Here is a 14149-nt window from a genome sequence, read left to right on the forward strand (position 1 = left end):
CCCTCCCCTCGTAAAAACGGGGAGAGGGGACGTGCCAAACGCAGCGTCGATGTTGGGGAAAGCCGGTGCGGCATATCCCCTTCGCCCCGTTTACGGGGAGAAGGTGCCGGCAGGCGGATGAGGGGCTACGGCCTTCGCAAAGATTTTGAAGAATACGAGGACAGGATTCGATCATGGCAATGATCCAATGCATTTCACCGGTTGACGGGTCGGTTTATGCCGAACGCGCAGCCCTTTCTTTCGATGCCGCCAGGGACGTGGTGGCGCGCGCGCGCAAGGCGCAGAAGGCCTGGGCGAAACGGCCGCTCGAAGAGCGTGTGCAGCTGGTGCTGAAGGGTGCTGCGCGGCTGAACGAGATGTCCGACGTCGTCGTGCCGGAGCTTGCCTGGCAGATGGGCCGGCCGGTAAAATATGGCGGCGAATACAAGGGCTTCAACGAGCGCTCCAACTATGTCGCTTCGATCGCAGCGGATGCGCTGGCGCCTCTCGTTGTCGAAGAGAGCGAGCGTTTCGAGCGCCGCATCGAGCGCGAGGCGCATGGCGTCGTCTTCGTCGTCGCGCCGTGGAACTATCCCTATATGACGGCGATCAACACGATTGCGCCGGCATTGATGGCCGGCAATACCGTGGTGCTGAAACATGCCTCGCAGACGCTACTGGTCGGTGAGCGGCTGGTGCAGGCCTTCACCGAGGCCGGTGTTCCCGAGGATGTGTTCCAGAACGTCTTTCTCGACCACGAAACGACGTCGGCGCTGATTGCCGCCGGCAGCTTCAATTTCGTCAACTTCACCGGATCGGTCGAAGGCGGGCGGTCGATGGAGCGGGCCGCCGCCGGCACCTTCACCGGCCTTGGCCTCGAACTCGGCGGCAAGGATCCGGGTTATGTCATGGAGGACGCCGATCTCGAGGCAGCCGTCGACACGCTGATGGACGGCGCGACCTACAATTCCGGCCAGTGCTGCTGCGGCATCGAGCGCATCTACGTCCATGAATCGCTCTATGACGCCTTCGTCGAGAAGTCGGTTGCCTGGGTGTCGAACTACAAGCTCGGCAATCCTCTCGATCCCGATACGTCGCTCGGGCCGATGGCACATAAGCGCTTCGCCAAGGTGGTGCGCGAGCAGATCGCCGATGCGGTTTCCAAGGGCGCCAAAGCGCTTGTTGATCCCAAGCTTTTCCCCCAGGATGACGGCGGCGCCTATCTTGCACCGCAGATTCTCGTCGACGTCGACCACTCCATGGCCTTCATGCGCGAAGAGACTTTCGGTCCGGCGGTCGGCATCATGAAGGTGAAGAGCGACGAGGAGGCCCTCGCTTTGATGAACGACAGCCAGTATGGGCTGACGGCCTCGCTCTGGACCAAAGATGTCGAGCGGGCAGGGCGGCTCGGCCGCGAGATCGAAACCGGCACCGTTTTCATGAACCGCGCGGATTATCTCGACCCGGCACTTTGCTGGACCGGCGTCAAGGAGACTGGCCGCGGCGGCTCGCTGTCGATCATCGGCTTCCAAAATCTGACGCGTCCGAAATCCTTTCATCTGAAGAAAGTCACAGCATGAGCAGCAACATCACCGCAAATTGGAGCTACCCGACATCGGTCAAGCTCGGCCGGGGCCGCATCACGGAACTGGCCGACGCCTGCAAGAGCCTCGGCATCAAGAAGCCGCTGCTCGTCACCGACCGCGGCCTTGCCTCGATGGCGATCACCAAGACTGCGCTCGATATCCTCGAGGATGCAGGTCTCGGCCGCGCGATCTTTGCCGATGTCGATCCGAACCCGAACGAGAAGAACCTCGAAGCCGGCGTCAGGGCCTTCAAGGACGGCGGCCATGACGGCGTCGTTGCTTTCGGTGGCGGCTCCGGCCTCGATCTCGGCAAGTGCGTCGCCTTCATGGCCGGCCAGACGCGGCCGGTCTGGGACTTCGAGGATATCGGCGACTGGTGGACGCGTGCGAGTCTCGAGGGCATCGCCCCGATCGTTGCCGTACCGACAACGGCAGGCACCGGTTCGGAAGTCGGGCGTGCCAGCGTCATCACCAATTCCGAGACGCATGTGAAGAAGATCATCTTCCATCCGAAGTTCCTGCCTGGCGTCGTCATCTCCGATCCGGAACTGACGGTCGGCATGCCGAAGATCATTACGGCCGGCACCGGTATGGATGCCTTCGCCCATTGCCTGGAGGCCTATTCCTCGCCCTTCTATCACCCGATGTCAGCCGGCATCGCGCTCGAAGGCATGCGGCTCGTCAAGGAATTCCTGCCACGCGCCTACAGGGAAGGCACCGATCTCGAAGCCCGCGCGAACATGATGGCCGCCGCCGCCATGGGCGCCGTCGCCTTCCAGAAGGGGCTCGGCGCCATCCATGCGCTCTCGCATCCGATCGGCGCCGTCTACAACACCCATCACGGCATGACCAATGCGGTGGTGATGCCGGCGGTGCTGCGCTTCAACCGCAAGGCGATCGAGGAGAAGATCGGCCGCGCCGCCGCCTATCTCGGCATTTCGGGCGGGTTCGACGGATTCTACGACTATGTGCTGAAGCTCCGCTCCGAACTCGGGGTGCCGGAGACGCTGTCGGCGATGGGAATCGCTGCCGACCGCATCGACGAATTGTCGGCCATGGCGATCGAAGATCCGAGTGCAGGCGGCAACCCGGTTGCAATGACGCTCGAAAATACCAAGGTCCTTTTCAGGGATTGCTTCTGACAATATTAGAGCGGACCTTCTGACTGGCCTGGAAAACCTCGGTTTTCCGGGCTTTTTTCGTTGCCGCGATATCCCTGGAGCCTTTCCTGGTCAGCTTGAAGCATTCTGTTGGCTCAAGCGGAGTCGGATGGTCGACCGGCCGGCGCGCGTCGTAGCCAAGCTCTACGGCCAAGCCGGCCGGTCGATCAGCCGGCCCGTTTCAGCCAACCCGAAGGGCCGGGCATCTTTCCGCCAGGATCAAAGGCGATCGGCTCGGACGTACCAAGGGGTATGCCCTTCGCCAATCGCCTCTGCCCTGACGAAAACCTGCTCCGGCAGAATGCTTCAAGCTGACCAGGAAAGGCTCTTGTTTTAGGGATGTGAAAAATACCGGCTGCAATTTCGCCGCGCGTGTTTCGAATTTGTTAACCATGATTAGAAAGGATGGATTAACCGCACGATGCTCCGAGGGTGCGTAAAAGAGCGATTCCGGCTCGCACCTCTTTCCTTCCGAGGACCGAACATGCCTGTTATCACATTCGCAAATACCAAGGGAGGCGCCGGCAAGACGACCGCTGTTCTCCTGCTCGCGACCGAGCTTGCCCGCAAAGGCTATCGCGTCACCATTCTCGACGCCGATCCGCAGCACTGGATTTCACGCTGGCACGAGATCTCTGGTCACGTGGTCAATCTTTCGGTGATCGATTTCGTGACAACCGCCTCGTTGCCGCAGCATATCAGCGAGAACAAGCACAATACCGACTATTTCATCGTCGACCTGCCGGGTGCACGCAATCCGCTGCTTGCCACAGCCGTCGGCCTTTCCGACCACGTGCTGATTCCGATCCAGGGCTGTGCAATGGATGCGCGCGGTGGCGCGCAGGTGCTCGAACTGCTGCAGTATCTGGATGAGAAGGCCGGCATCAAGATTGGCCATTCGGTGGTGCTGACCCGCGTCAACTCGATGGTGACGACACGGGCGCTGCAAGTCGTCAAGTCGCTGCTCAGCGAGCGGCATGTGCCGGTGCTGGACACCGCAATTATCGAACGCTCCGCCTTTCGCGACATCTTCGACTGTGGCGGCACGCTGCACACGATCGATCCCGGGCGCGTCAGCAATCTCGACAAGGCCCGTGAAAACGCCACCTGTTTTGCTGAGGAAATGATGCGCAAGCTGCCGGTGAGGCTGGTGGCGTCCGCCCGCATGGCGACGGCAGCCTGAGTTCCCGCATCCTCGAACGAAGTGCGTCCGGTTGGCTCCGCGACGCATTTCGTTTTTCAGGCGCTTGCCGTGCGGCTGCCATCATTGAGAGAATGAGCCAGAAGGTCGGAAAGACGCCTTTTGACTTCGGCCAATTCGTCCGACATGCGATTGCGTTGTCGCGGCAGGCCTATATCGACCACCTCTAGAATGCGTCCCGGCCAAGGGCGCATCACGACAACGCGATCCGCCAAAAAGGCTGCCTCTTCGATATCGTGCGTGACGAGCAGCATCGTCGTGGCATTCACGCGCCATAGATCGATCAGATGATCCTGGAGTTCGACACGCGTCATCGCATCGAGTGCGGAGAAGGGCTCGTCCAAGAGGAGAACGGCCGGCTTCGTCACGAGTGCTCGCGCCAGGGCCACGCGTTGCGCCTGCCCGCCGGACAGCTCCTTTATCCAGCGCTTCTCGTGGCCGCGAAGGCCAATCTTCTCCAGGGCCGCCGATACCTGCTCATCCCGTTCGCTGCTTGCCAGATGGCGCAGGCCGAAACCGATATTGTCCGCGACTGTCAGCCATGGAAAGAGCCGGGGCTCCTGGAAGACGATATTCACGAGCGAGTCCGGCTCTGTCAGCAGCCGTCCCTCCAAGCTGATTTCGCCCTGTGTAGGGCCTTCGAGGCCCGACAACAGTCTCAGAAGGGTGCTCTTGCCGCAACCCGATCCTCCGATGACCGCGACCAACTCTCCCTTGCCGATACTGAGGGAGAAGTCTTGCAGAGCATGTGTTCCGTTGGGATAGATCTTGGATAGGGAGCGGATGTCAAGCATGTCAGATCCCGCTCGCATGGGTGTCGCGCCAGCGCAGGAACGGCGCGCTCGCAATCAGAAGCAGGCTATCGGTCGCCTTGCCGACAACGGCAAAGATCAAAATAGCCGCCAGAATCTGATCCGGCTTTCCGAGTTGCTGACCATCCACCAGAAGATATCCCAGGCCTTCGGATGCGCCCATGAATTCCGCCGCAACGACGAACATCCAACCGAGGCCCAGGCCTGCGCGCAGGGCAAGGATAAAGTCCGGAAGGACCGCCGGCAGCAAGATCAGACGAATGAGCTCGAAGCCCGAAAGCCGAAAGACGCGACCGACCTCTACGATGCGCCTGTCGACGCCGACGACGGCGCCATAGACTCCTAGATAGACCGGGAAGAAGACGCCAACGGCAATGAGGGCGACTTTGGAGGCTTCGAAAATACCGAACCACAGGATGAACAGCGGCACCCAGGCAATGGAGGGAATGGCTCGCAGAGCCTGCAGGGTCGGATCCAGCAGACGTGCGAGCGGTCTGGAGTACCCGGTCAGCGCCCCAAGAGCGGTCCCCGCCAGGGACCCGAAGGCGAAGCCGATTGCCACTCTGCGCAGCGTCGCGCCGACATGCGTTGCCAGATCGCCGGAGGCCGCCAGCGCATAGACCGTATAGAGAATTTTCGAGGGCGGGGGCATCAAACGACCTCCGACTATTCCCGCACGAACGAGGATTTCCCAGGCGGCAAACAACGCAACCGGAAACACGATTCCGACAATCGGGCGATCGAAAGGCGAAACCCGGCGCTGCCGGGTCTCCCTTCCTGTTTCCGTATTGTGCCATGACAGCGCGATGTGCACCAAGGACATGGGAACGTTCTTTCTATCGCTTCACTGGCCGAGAGCGGCCGAGGCGTAGCTGGGATCGACCAGCGACGATACGGTCTTGACGACATCGACATCCGCTTTGATGACGTCGGCCTTTTGCAAAGCGAGACCCGCTGCTTCGATCGTCTCGCGCTGTGCATCGCCGATCACGGAATAGGTGAGGTTCGTGCGCTCCAGCTGGCGCTCTATCACCGTGTCGGGCAGCTTGGTGGCGGCAACGAGGGCGGCTTTGAGCTTGGTCGGATCTTTCAGAGCTTCAATGCGCGCCTTCTCGTAGGAAGCAAGCACGCGTTTGACGAGATCAGGATGCGCGATAGCAAACTCTTCGCGCACGTTAAGCACGCCCCAGCTGTTGTTTTCCGGCTTGCGATAGAACAGCACATCGCCATCTTCAATCTCGGCGGAGGCCATGATCGGATCGAGGCCGGCCCAAGCGTCGACGTCGCCCCGCTTCAGCGCAAGGCGGCCGTCCGCGTGCTGTAGCAGAACAAGCGAAACGTCCTTTTCAGTCAGGCCAGCATCGGCAAGGGCGCGCACCAGGAAAATGTGCGGGTCGGTGCCGCGCGTCACGGCGATGGACTTGCCCTTGAGGTCCTGGACCTTGGCGATGCCGGTATCCTTGCGTGTTACGAGCGCAGTCCATTCCGGACGCGAATACACATAGATGGATTTGATCGGGTTGGCGTTGACGCGGCCGATCAATGCAGCCGCACCCGCCGTCGAGCCAAAGTCGAGGGAGCCGGCATTCAGGAATTCCAGGGCTTTGTTGGAGCCTGCGGACTGGACCCAGGTTATCTTGATCCCATCCTTTTCGAATTCCTTTTCCAGGATGCCTTCATCCTTCAGAATGAGGCTGACCGGGTTGTAGGTCGCCCAGTCCACGCGAATTTCCGAGACATCGGCAGCCTGCGCCGTGCCGACTGCGACCAAACCCGCCAAAACGCTTAAAGCCAATCGAACAAGCGATTTCATACGACCTCCAAAATGTTAGGAAGTGAAATCTACAGATTTAATAGCTTTTGGCGCGCTTTCGGGTTCCAAACTTTGGTGCGGAAGAGCAATTTTGAACTGCCGTCGCGGCCCGCGCTAGATTGTTGTGTCAAAGTGCGGGGCAGCGCCGATCCCGCCGCGTATTGGTCGATCCAGTCGCGCGACATTGTTGTCTGTTCGCTTTGCGGTCATTCCGCCTGTAGACGCGATGGTATGTTCAGTCGACGAATTCGACCGTCACTCCCGGCTTGACCATCTTGGCAAGTTCGGTGGCATCCCAGTTAGTCAGGCGGATGCAGCCGTGGCTCTGGGTGCGGCCGATCTTCGAGGGTTCGGGCGTGCCGTGAATGCCGTAGGTCGGCCTGGAAAGCGCCATCCAGACGGTGCCGACGGGACCGTTCGGGCCGGGCGGGATGTTGAGGATCTTGTCGTTGGCACCCTGCTGGAAATTGATCTTCGGATTGTAGGTATAGCCGGGATTGAAGGCGACACGCTCGACGTTCACCAAGCCTGACGGAGAGGGCGTGTCGGTGGAGCCGATCGATGCCGGGTAGGCGGCGAGGAGATTGCCGGCGCCGTCATAGGCGAAGACCTGCTTGCGGCCCTTGTCGGCGATGATACGGGCAACCTCACCGCTTTTCGGCTCACCCGGATTGACGACCTTGATGACGGTGCCGGGAACGCTGAAATCGGCGCCGGGGTTCATCTCCTTGAGAAAGGCCTCATCCATGTGGAAGCGTTCGGCCAGCATTTCGGTAGTCGAGGTATAGGCGAGCGACGGCAGCAGCGCCTTGTGCGAATAATCCTCCGGGATCTCCGCGACGAAGGGACCGGCGGCATCGGCCGGCGTGATCGTGTAACTGACGACGGGCAGGCCGCCGTTCATGCGCAGCTCTTCCAGAATGGCATCGGTGTCGTTGGGATCGAGCTTCGATCCGGTCATCTGGTCATAGGCATAGATCCCCTTGGTGACGTTCGAGCCCATATGGCCGTCGATGACACCCGGAGAGATGCCGGCACGATCGAGGAAGACCTGCAGCGCGACGATTTCGGGCTTCGACTTGTTCTTCAGCGTGATGACGGGCTCATCAGGCGCGGTCTTGGGCGCGTCGGCGGGCGGGATCTGCTGATCGGGGTCGATCGAGGCATAATCGTCGCCGGGCTGCGGATTACCGATACTGTTGTCATCGGGATAGGGCTGCTCGCCAAGCGGCCGGCGTTCGATCGCCGCATCGCGCGGAATGCCGCCGGTGACGGCGCCCCGCTCGGAATAACGCGTATCGCCATCGGGATTGTTGTCGGAATAATAGGGGTCGTCGCCGTACTGGTCGTTGTAGACCTCGCGCGGGCCGGGCCGCGGCGGATAGTAGCCCCGGGCGCGCATCTCGGTAGCGACGACGTTGCCATAGGCATCGATCAACACGCGATTGCCGCTACGATCCCGGGCGTAGGCATAGCCAGTTGGAACGTAGTCGAGGATTTCGCCGTTCGGCGTCACGAGCACGATATCGCTCTGGCGGCGGTCGCGGAACTGCTGCGCGCCTGCCTCCGGCGCTATAGCCGCAAGGGCAGCCAAGCTGGCTGCGAGGCAAAATGCCGATTTTAAAAAGCGATTCACGTCTCACACCTCGAACAGTGACTGGGCAGACACACACATGCGAATTTTGACGCTAGTGTGGAATTTATGAAACCGTGCTGAACAAAATATGAAAATCACTAAGATTTCCTTTTACTCATAAACGTTTGCGTCCTTGTGGCAGTTCCGCGAATTCCACGGTTGCTGCAAAACCACAAGATAGGAACGGCACCGATTGACGAATGGCGGCGCGAAACCTAACGCTAGCGCATCGTGCTTTCCGAAAATCGGAATCAATTTTCGAAAAGCACAATGCGTCGATTCAAAGTGTTAGAGCGTCCTTTGTGCGTCCGAAAGGACGCACGGCGCACTAAGGGGCCGACAATTCCCCCGAGGAGACCGTGATGATCGAATTTGCCGCCGCAAGCGGGCCGCGCCTTATGCTGGACGAAACATCGGTGCTGGATATCGGCGGATGCATTGTCGACGGCGTCGACATCGCGCCGAAACGTGCCATTCCCGACGACGGTGATGCGCGAATCGACCACTCGCTCGAAGGCTTTCTCTTCACCTGCGGGCCGGATCATATCCGCCACCGCCAGCCGATTCCCGGCCGGGACGACGGCAAGGTTTATCCGCTGCACGGATCGGCCTCCGGCCATGCGGCAAAGGTGCTGTGGACGAAGTTCGAGAACGGCAATGCCGAATGCCGCGCCGATATCGACATCACCACCATCGAGGGACTGCCGCAGCGCATCGAGCGGCTGTGGCGGATCGATGGGGCGACCGGCGAGGTGCGGCTCGAGGACCGGGTCGTCAATATGAGCGATCGGGCGGTGCCGACCTTCCTGATGTACCACATAAACACTGGCGGCAAATGGCTGGACGAGGGCACGCGGCTCGAGGGCCAGATGCTGGAGAATGGTGGTTTCCCCTGGGCGTTCGGCGAGGAGCCGGGCGGCATCTTCTGCGTCACGGCGCCGGCGACGGAGGAGGGCTTCGCAGAGGTCCGCCTCGGACCGATCGCCGCAATCGGCGGCAGGACGCTGCGTGTGCGCTTCCGCGCCGACACGCTGCCCCATCTGCAGGTCTGGCGGAACCAGAAGGCGCCCGCCCATATCATCGGTATCGAGCCGGTTTCGCATCGCTGGATATCGCGCGACGAGCTTCAGGCCGCTGGTGAGTTCAACATGTTGGCGCCCGGCGAGAGCCGAAGCTATGTGCTGACCTTTACCTTCCTGTGAACGAAGTGTTGTTGACGCTGGCAGACCTCCGTCGTAGACCTTCAGCCCACGATTTTTGAGGAGACAAGACGATGGATATTCGCCAGATCGACGATGAATATTCGGTTTCGGGCCAGATCACGCTGGACGAGCTCGACGAGATCAAGGCGCTGGGGTTCAAATCGATCGTCTGCCACCGCCCCGATCACGAAAGTCCCGACCAGACGTCGTTCTCCGTCATCGAGGCGCGCGCCAAGGAGCTCGGCCTCGAGATCGCCCATGTGCCGGTTGGACCGATGGGCGTGACCGAGGAAGCCGTGCAGGGCATGGTCGACGCGCTCGATGAATTCCCGCGGCCGATGCTCGGCTATTGCCGCTCTGGCGCGCGCTCGACGGCGATTTACCAGAAGACCCACCATATCCGTAATTGAGCCCGTTCCGGGGGGGCCGATTTTCCGGCGTTGAACCTCAGCGCCGCCACCTTCCATTCACTCAGGAGACTATAATGAGCATTAAGCGTATCGACGTCGGCTCGCGCATGAGCGGCGCCGTCATTCACGGCAACACGGTCTATCTCGCAGGTCAGGTCGGCGAGGGCGAAAGCGTCACCGATCAGTGCAAGTCCTCGCTTGCCGAAGTCGACCGCCTGCTGGCTGCATCAGGCAGCAGCAAGTCGAAGATCCTGCAGACGATCATCTACCTGTCCGATATCGCCGATTTCGCCGAGATGAACGCCGTCTGGGAAGGCTGGATCGATCCGGCCAATCCGCCGGCCCGCGCCACCAGCGAAGCCAAGCTCGCTGCGCCGAAATACAAGGTCGAGTTCATCATCACGGCGGCACTCGACTAAGTCGCACCATACCGATTGCCTGAAGCCGGTGAGCCCTGCGCGTGCTCACCGGCTTTTTGTTTGCGCGATTTCGGAGAGCGTGCGTGTCGGCGTGATCGCTTCGGGATCGAGTTTGACCTCGATGATTGCAGGTTTGCCGCTGGCGCGTGCCCGCTCGAAGGCGGGAGCGAATTCCGCTGTCGTTTCCACCGTCTCGCCGTGGCCGCCATAGGCGCGGGCAAGGGCTGCGAAGTCGGGATTGGTCAGATCGGTGCTGCTGACGCGGCCTGGATACTCGCGCTCCTGATGCATGCGGATCGTGCCGTAGATGCCATTGTTGACGACGACTGCGATAATCGGCAGGCCGTAGCGGATGGCGGTGGCGAATTCCTGGCCGTGCATCAGGAAGCAGCCGTCGCCGGCAAAGCAGATGACTTCGCGCTCGGGAAACAGCCGCTTGGCGGCCACCGCCGCCGGCAGGCCGTAACCCATCGAGCCTGAGGTGGGGGCGGCCTGGGTGTTGAAACGGCGAAAACGATGGAAGCGGTGCACCCAGGTGGCGTAGTTGCCCGCACCATTGGTGAAGATCGTCTGCGGTCCGGTATTGGCCTCCAGCCATTCCATGATCGGCCCCATATGGACGGCGCCCGGACCTGTCGATGGCGGCGTCGACCAGGCGAGATAGGCCTGGTGCAGGCGTGCGGTGCGCTCGGTCCAGTGCGGTTCGCCCGGCGCTTCCAGGTCAGCGAGCGCGGCGACGAAATCGGCAGGTGCGGCGCAGATGGCAAGATCCGGGCGATAGACGCGGCCGAGCTCGGAAGGGTCGGGATAGATGTGCACCAGCGATTGCTGGGGATAGGGGATATCGATCAGCGTATAGGACGAGGACGGCATTTCCGACATGCGACTGCCGAGGAGGATCAGCAGGTCGCTCTCCTTGATCTCCTTCGCCAGAGAGGGATTGATACCGATGCCGACATCGCCGGCATAGCAGGGATGAAGATGATCGAACAACATCTGCCGGCGGAAGGAGCAGCCGATGGGCAGTTGGAAACGCTCGGCGAAGCTCTGAAAATCGGCGACGGCATCGGCATCCCAGCGTGTGCCGCCCAGGATTACCATCGGCCGCTCGGCCTTCAGCAAGCGGAGATAGAAATCGTCGATCTGGCGGCGGCCGGGGTGGGCCTCGACGTTGGCATAATGCCTGGCGCGGGGTGCCTCGACCTCATCGCGCAGCATGTCCTCCGGCAGCGTCAGCACGACAGGGCCGGGCCGGCCGGAGGTTGCGACCGCAAAGGCGCGGGTGACGAATTCGGGAATACGAGCGGCATCGTCGATCTCACCCACCCATTTGGCGAATTCGGTGAAGGCGCGGCGGAACTCGACCTCCTGGAAGGCCTCGCGCTCGCGTGCTTCCCGCTGCACCTGGCCGATGAACAGGATCATCGGGATCGAGTCCTGCCTTGATATATGCAGGCCGGCGGAGGCGTTGGTGGCGCCGGGGCCGCGGGTCACCATGCAAATGCCGGGTTCGCCGGTCAGCCTGCCCCAACAATCCGCCATCATCGCCGCTCCGCCCTCCTGGCGGCAGACGAGGACGTCGATATCGCTGTCGCGCAACGCATCGAGCACGGCGAGGAAACTCTCGCCGGGCACGCAGGAGAGACGCTTGACGCCATTCGCCTTCAGCGCCTCGACGATCAGTTCTCCGCCCGTCTTCTTCATGACAATGCCTTCTTCATGACAATGCCTTCTTCATGACGATGCCTTCCTCTCGAGCTCGACGAGTTCCGCCAGAACTTCGGCCTGATGTTCGCCAAGACGCGGGCTCGGCCTGATGTAACGCAGCGGCGTCTCCGACAGCACCACAGGCGTCCTGACACCGGGGATCACGGTGCCCGCGGCATCTGCAAGGTCGATGCGCAGGCCGCGGGCCTGCACCTGCGGATGGGCGAACATTTCCTCGATCGTATTGATGGCGCCTGATGGAACCGCGTTCTCCTCGCAGGCCTTCAGCAGATCCGCCTTCTGCCATTTCAACGTCTCGGTGGAGACGAGGCGTCGCACTTCGCCGCGATTGCCGACGCGGGCCTTGTTGGTGGCGAAACGCTCGTCGCCGGCGATGGCCTCCAGGCCAAGGATGGTGCAGAGGCGACGGAACTGCCCATCGTTTCCAACTGCGAGAATGAGGTAACCATCCGCCGTCGGCACGACCTCATAGGGCGAGATATTGGGATGGGCGTTGCCGAGGCGGGTCGGTGCCTCGCCGGAAACCAGATAATTCATGTTCTGATTGGCGAGCACGGCCGATTGCACATCGAGCAGGGCCATGTCGACCAACTGGCCTTCGCCTGATTTGAGGGCGTGAATCAGGGCGGCTTCGATCGCCGAGACGGCATAAATGCCGGTGAAGATATCGGCGATGGCGACGCCTGCCTTCATCGGCTGGCCGCCTGGTTCACCAGTGATCGACATGAAGCCGGACATGCCCTGGACGATGTAATCGTAGCCGGCGAGGCTGGCATAAGGGCCGTTCTGGCCGAAGCCGGTGATCGAGCAATAGACGAGCTTCGGGTTCACCTTGCGCAGGCTGTCATAATCGAGCCCGTATTTGACGAGGCCGCCGAGCTTGAAATTCTCGATGACCACGTCAGCGGTGGAGATGAGGCGGCGGACGAAATCCTGGCCTTCGGCGCTCTTCAGATCGGCAGTGACGGAGCGCTTGCCGCGATTGGCGGCGTGGTAATAGGCGGCCGAGAGGTTCTCGCCATCGGCGTCCTCGACGAAGGGCGGCCCCCATTGGCGCGTGTCGTCGCCGCCGTCGGGATTTTCGACCTTGATGACGTCAGCGCCGAGATCGGCGAGCATCTGTCCCGCCCAGGGGCCGGCGAGCACGCGGGCAAGCTCGATAACCCGGATGCCGGCAAGCGGTGGTTTTTTCATCACGGTCTCTGTCATGTTCCTCCCGGCAATTTCTATGGCGCCAGCGTCACCTCAGATGTATCGGATACAGGCTTTGAAGCAAAGCGGCGCTCGCGCCAGAGGATGTAGAAGCCTGATGCCACGATGATGGCAATGCCGAGCCATTTGACCGCATCCGGAAAGTCGGCGAAGACCAGCCAGGCGAAGATTGTCGCCGAGACGATCTCGAAATATTGCAGCGGCGCCAGCGTCGAGGCCGGTGCTGCGCGATAGGCGTAGACGCCGAGGATGCCGGTGATTGCGGCCATGGCGCCGACGCCGGCGACATAGAACCAGGCGCGGCCTTCCGGCATGACCGGATCGAAGAGGTCGGAGCCGGTTCCCTGACCGAGGAAAAGCAGGAGGACACAGAAGAGCAGGCCCCAGATGCTCATCTGGAACTGCATCGACCAGGGGTCTTCCCTGCGCGAGAGGGCGCGGGTCATCAGCACGAAGATGGCGATGCAGAGCGCGCTGACGACAGGCAGAAGCGCGATGTAGCCGACCTCTTCGAAACTCGGCTGGATGATCAGCATCGCCCCGAAGAAGCCGACGCCGCAGGCGGTATACCGCCGCCAGCCAATCGTCTCCTTCAGGAAGATGCCACCGAGGATCGTCACCATGATCGGCTCGACGAAGAAGATCGCGATCGCGTCGGCGACCGCCATATATTTCAGCGTCGTGACGAAGGAGATCATCGAAACGGTGATGATCGCGCCGCGGATGGCATGGAAGAGGCTCTGTCGCCAGGAAAAATCGGCGAAGCTGCGCCGCCATATCACAAGTGGCAGCATGCAGAGCGCCTGGACGATGAAACGGCCGGCGGTGATCTCCCCGGATGGCACGGTCGTGATCGCAAGCTTGGCAAAAATATCGATGAGCGGCGAGACCATCACCGAGAGTACCATCAGCACAAGCCCCATCGTCACGTCGGAGGCGGACGAAACGGGGCGGGCGGAGGAGCTGCTCATGATGAAATCCCTGTACTCAG

13 protein-coding genes are annotated in these 14149 nt (G+C 61.4%); 6 read left to right on the forward strand and 7 right to left on the reverse strand.

The genetic code is table 11. The annotated features are described in order from the left end of the window. Positions 1 to 173: 173 nt before the first annotated feature. The 3 genes from AC1D2N_RS02630 (at position 174) to AC1D2N_RS02640 (ending at position 3908) form a co-directional block, all read left to right on the forward strand. Entirely contained in the window at positions 174 to 1559 is a 1386-nt protein-coding gene (locus AC1D2N_RS02630) for an aldehyde dehydrogenase family protein (RefSeq protein ID WP_130729277.1), read from the forward strand. After that, a complete protein-coding gene (locus tag AC1D2N_RS02635; RefSeq protein WP_018242898.1) occupies positions 1556 to 2707 on the forward strand; it encodes an iron-containing alcohol dehydrogenase in 1152 nt (383 codons plus the stop codon). The genes AC1D2N_RS02630 and AC1D2N_RS02635 overlap by 4 nt, the downstream gene beginning before the upstream one ends. Positions 2708 to 3209: 502 nt before the next feature. Then, positions 3210 to 3908: a ParA family protein gene (locus AC1D2N_RS02640; protein WP_113542697.1), complete on the forward strand. Its 699-nt coding sequence runs from the start codon at positions 3210 to 3212 to the stop codon at positions 3906 to 3908. Between the two features lie 56 nt (positions 3909 to 3964). On the opposite strand, the gene AC1D2N_RS02645 is transcribed toward AC1D2N_RS02640, so the two are convergent. The 4 genes from AC1D2N_RS02645 to AC1D2N_RS02660 all read right to left on the reverse strand — a co-directional run bounded on the left by AC1D2N_RS02645 (position 3965) and on the right by AC1D2N_RS02660 (position 8187). Further along, a complete protein-coding gene (locus AC1D2N_RS02645) occupies positions 3965 to 4720 on the reverse strand; it encodes an ABC transporter ATP-binding protein (protein WP_018517480.1) in 756 nt (251 codons plus the stop codon). A gap of 1 nt (position 4721) precedes the next feature. After that, positions 4722 to 5561, reverse strand: a complete 840-nt coding sequence (locus AC1D2N_RS02650) for an ABC transporter permease (RefSeq protein ID WP_113542698.1) — start codon at positions 5559 to 5561, stop codon at positions 4722 to 4724. A gap of 21 nt (positions 5562 to 5582) precedes the next feature. Beyond that, entirely contained in the window at positions 5583 to 6551 is a 969-nt protein-coding gene (locus AC1D2N_RS02655) for an aliphatic sulfonate ABC transporter substrate-binding protein (RefSeq protein WP_130729276.1), read from the reverse strand. Between the two features lie 235 nt (positions 6552 to 6786). Next, positions 6787 to 8187, reverse strand: coding sequence for a L,D-transpeptidase (locus AC1D2N_RS02660; protein WP_028732858.1), 1401 nt, complete (start codon positions 8185 to 8187; stop codon positions 6787 to 6789). 362 nt (positions 8188 to 8549) lie between these two features. On the opposite strand from AC1D2N_RS02660, the gene AC1D2N_RS02665 reads away from it, so the two are divergent. The 3 genes from AC1D2N_RS02665 to AC1D2N_RS02675 all read left to right on the forward strand — a co-directional run bounded on the left by AC1D2N_RS02665 (position 8550) and on the right by AC1D2N_RS02675 (position 10218). Further along, complete coding sequence (locus AC1D2N_RS02665) at positions 8550 to 9389, forward strand: aldose 1-epimerase family protein (RefSeq protein WP_113542700.1); 840 nt, start codon at positions 8550 to 8552, stop codon at positions 9387 to 9389. Between the two features lie 71 nt (positions 9390 to 9460). Continuing rightward, entirely contained in the window at positions 9461 to 9799 is a 339-nt protein-coding gene (locus AC1D2N_RS02670) for a protein tyrosine phosphatase family protein (RefSeq protein ID WP_018446573.1), read from the forward strand. 74 nt (positions 9800 to 9873) lie between these two features. Beyond that, a complete protein-coding gene (locus AC1D2N_RS02675; RefSeq protein ID WP_018446572.1) occupies positions 9874 to 10218 on the forward strand; it encodes a RidA family protein in 345 nt (114 codons plus the stop codon). Positions 10219 to 10263: 45 nt separating this feature from the next. On the opposite strand, the gene AC1D2N_RS02680 is transcribed toward AC1D2N_RS02675, so the two are convergent. Genes AC1D2N_RS02680 through AC1D2N_RS02690 form a run of 3 tightly spaced genes read right to left on the reverse strand, consistent with a single transcriptional unit; the run spans position 10264 to position 14129 of the window. Then, positions 10264 to 11922 (reverse strand): thiamine pyrophosphate-binding protein, encoded by a 1659-nt coding sequence (locus AC1D2N_RS02680; RefSeq protein ID WP_113542701.1) that lies wholly within the window; start codon positions 11920 to 11922, stop codon positions 10264 to 10266. Between the two features lie 30 nt (positions 11923 to 11952). Continuing rightward, positions 11953 to 13155 (reverse strand): succinate--glutarate CoA-transferase, encoded by a 1203-nt coding sequence (caiB, locus tag AC1D2N_RS02685; protein ID WP_113542702.1) that lies wholly within the window; start codon positions 13153 to 13155, stop codon positions 11953 to 11955. 17 nt (positions 13156 to 13172) lie between these two features. Beyond that, positions 13173 to 14129: a DMT family transporter gene (locus AC1D2N_RS02690; protein WP_130729275.1), complete on the reverse strand. Its 957-nt coding sequence runs from the start codon at positions 14127 to 14129 to the stop codon at positions 13173 to 13175. Between the last annotated feature and the right edge of the window lie 20 nt (positions 14130 to 14149).

The sequence above is a fragment of the Rhizobium sp. P1_B8 genome (genome assembly GCF_056406515.1).

What these genes read in the sequence shown, in the direction of transcription:
- AC1D2N_RS02640 (WP_113542697.1), top strand. Translation starts at nt 3,210, where the DNA reads ATGCCTGTTATCACATTCGCAAATACCAAGGGAGGCGCCGGCAAGACG.
- AC1D2N_RS02635 (WP_018242898.1), top strand. Translation starts at nt 1,556, where the DNA reads ATGAGCAGCAACATCACCGCAAATTGGAGCTACCCGACATCGGTCAAG.
- AC1D2N_RS02650 (WP_113542698.1), bottom strand. Translation starts at nt 5,561, where the DNA reads ATGTCCTTGGTGCACATCGCGCTGTCATGGCACAATACGGAAACAGGA.
- AC1D2N_RS02655 (WP_130729276.1), bottom strand. Translation starts at nt 6,551, where the DNA reads ATGAAATCGCTTGTTCGATTGGCTTTAAGCGTTTTGGCGGGTTTGGTC.
- AC1D2N_RS02675 (WP_018446572.1), top strand. Translation starts at nt 9,874, where the DNA reads ATGAGCATTAAGCGTATCGACGTCGGCTCGCGCATGAGCGGCGCCGTC.
- AC1D2N_RS02665 (WP_113542700.1), top strand. Translation starts at nt 8,550, where the DNA reads ATGATCGAATTTGCCGCCGCAAGCGGGCCGCGCCTTATGCTGGACGAA.
- AC1D2N_RS02680 (WP_113542701.1), bottom strand. Translation starts at nt 11,922, where the DNA reads ATGAAGAAGACGGGCGGAGAACTGATCGTCGAGGCGCTGAAGGCGAAT.
- AC1D2N_RS02645 (WP_018517480.1), bottom strand. Translation starts at nt 4,720, where the DNA reads ATGCTTGACATCCGCTCCCTATCCAAGATCTATCCCAACGGAACACAT.
- AC1D2N_RS02630 (WP_130729277.1), top strand. Translation starts at nt 174, where the DNA reads ATGGCAATGATCCAATGCATTTCACCGGTTGACGGGTCGGTTTATGCC.
- caiB (WP_113542702.1), bottom strand. Translation starts at nt 13,155, where the DNA reads ATGACAGAGACCGTGATGAAAAAACCACCGCTTGCCGGCATCCGGGTT.
- AC1D2N_RS02670 (WP_018446573.1), top strand. Translation starts at nt 9,461, where the DNA reads ATGGATATTCGCCAGATCGACGATGAATATTCGGTTTCGGGCCAGATC.
- AC1D2N_RS02690 (WP_130729275.1), bottom strand. Translation starts at nt 14,129, where the DNA reads ATGAGCAGCTCCTCCGCCCGCCCCGTTTCGTCCGCCTCCGACGTGACG.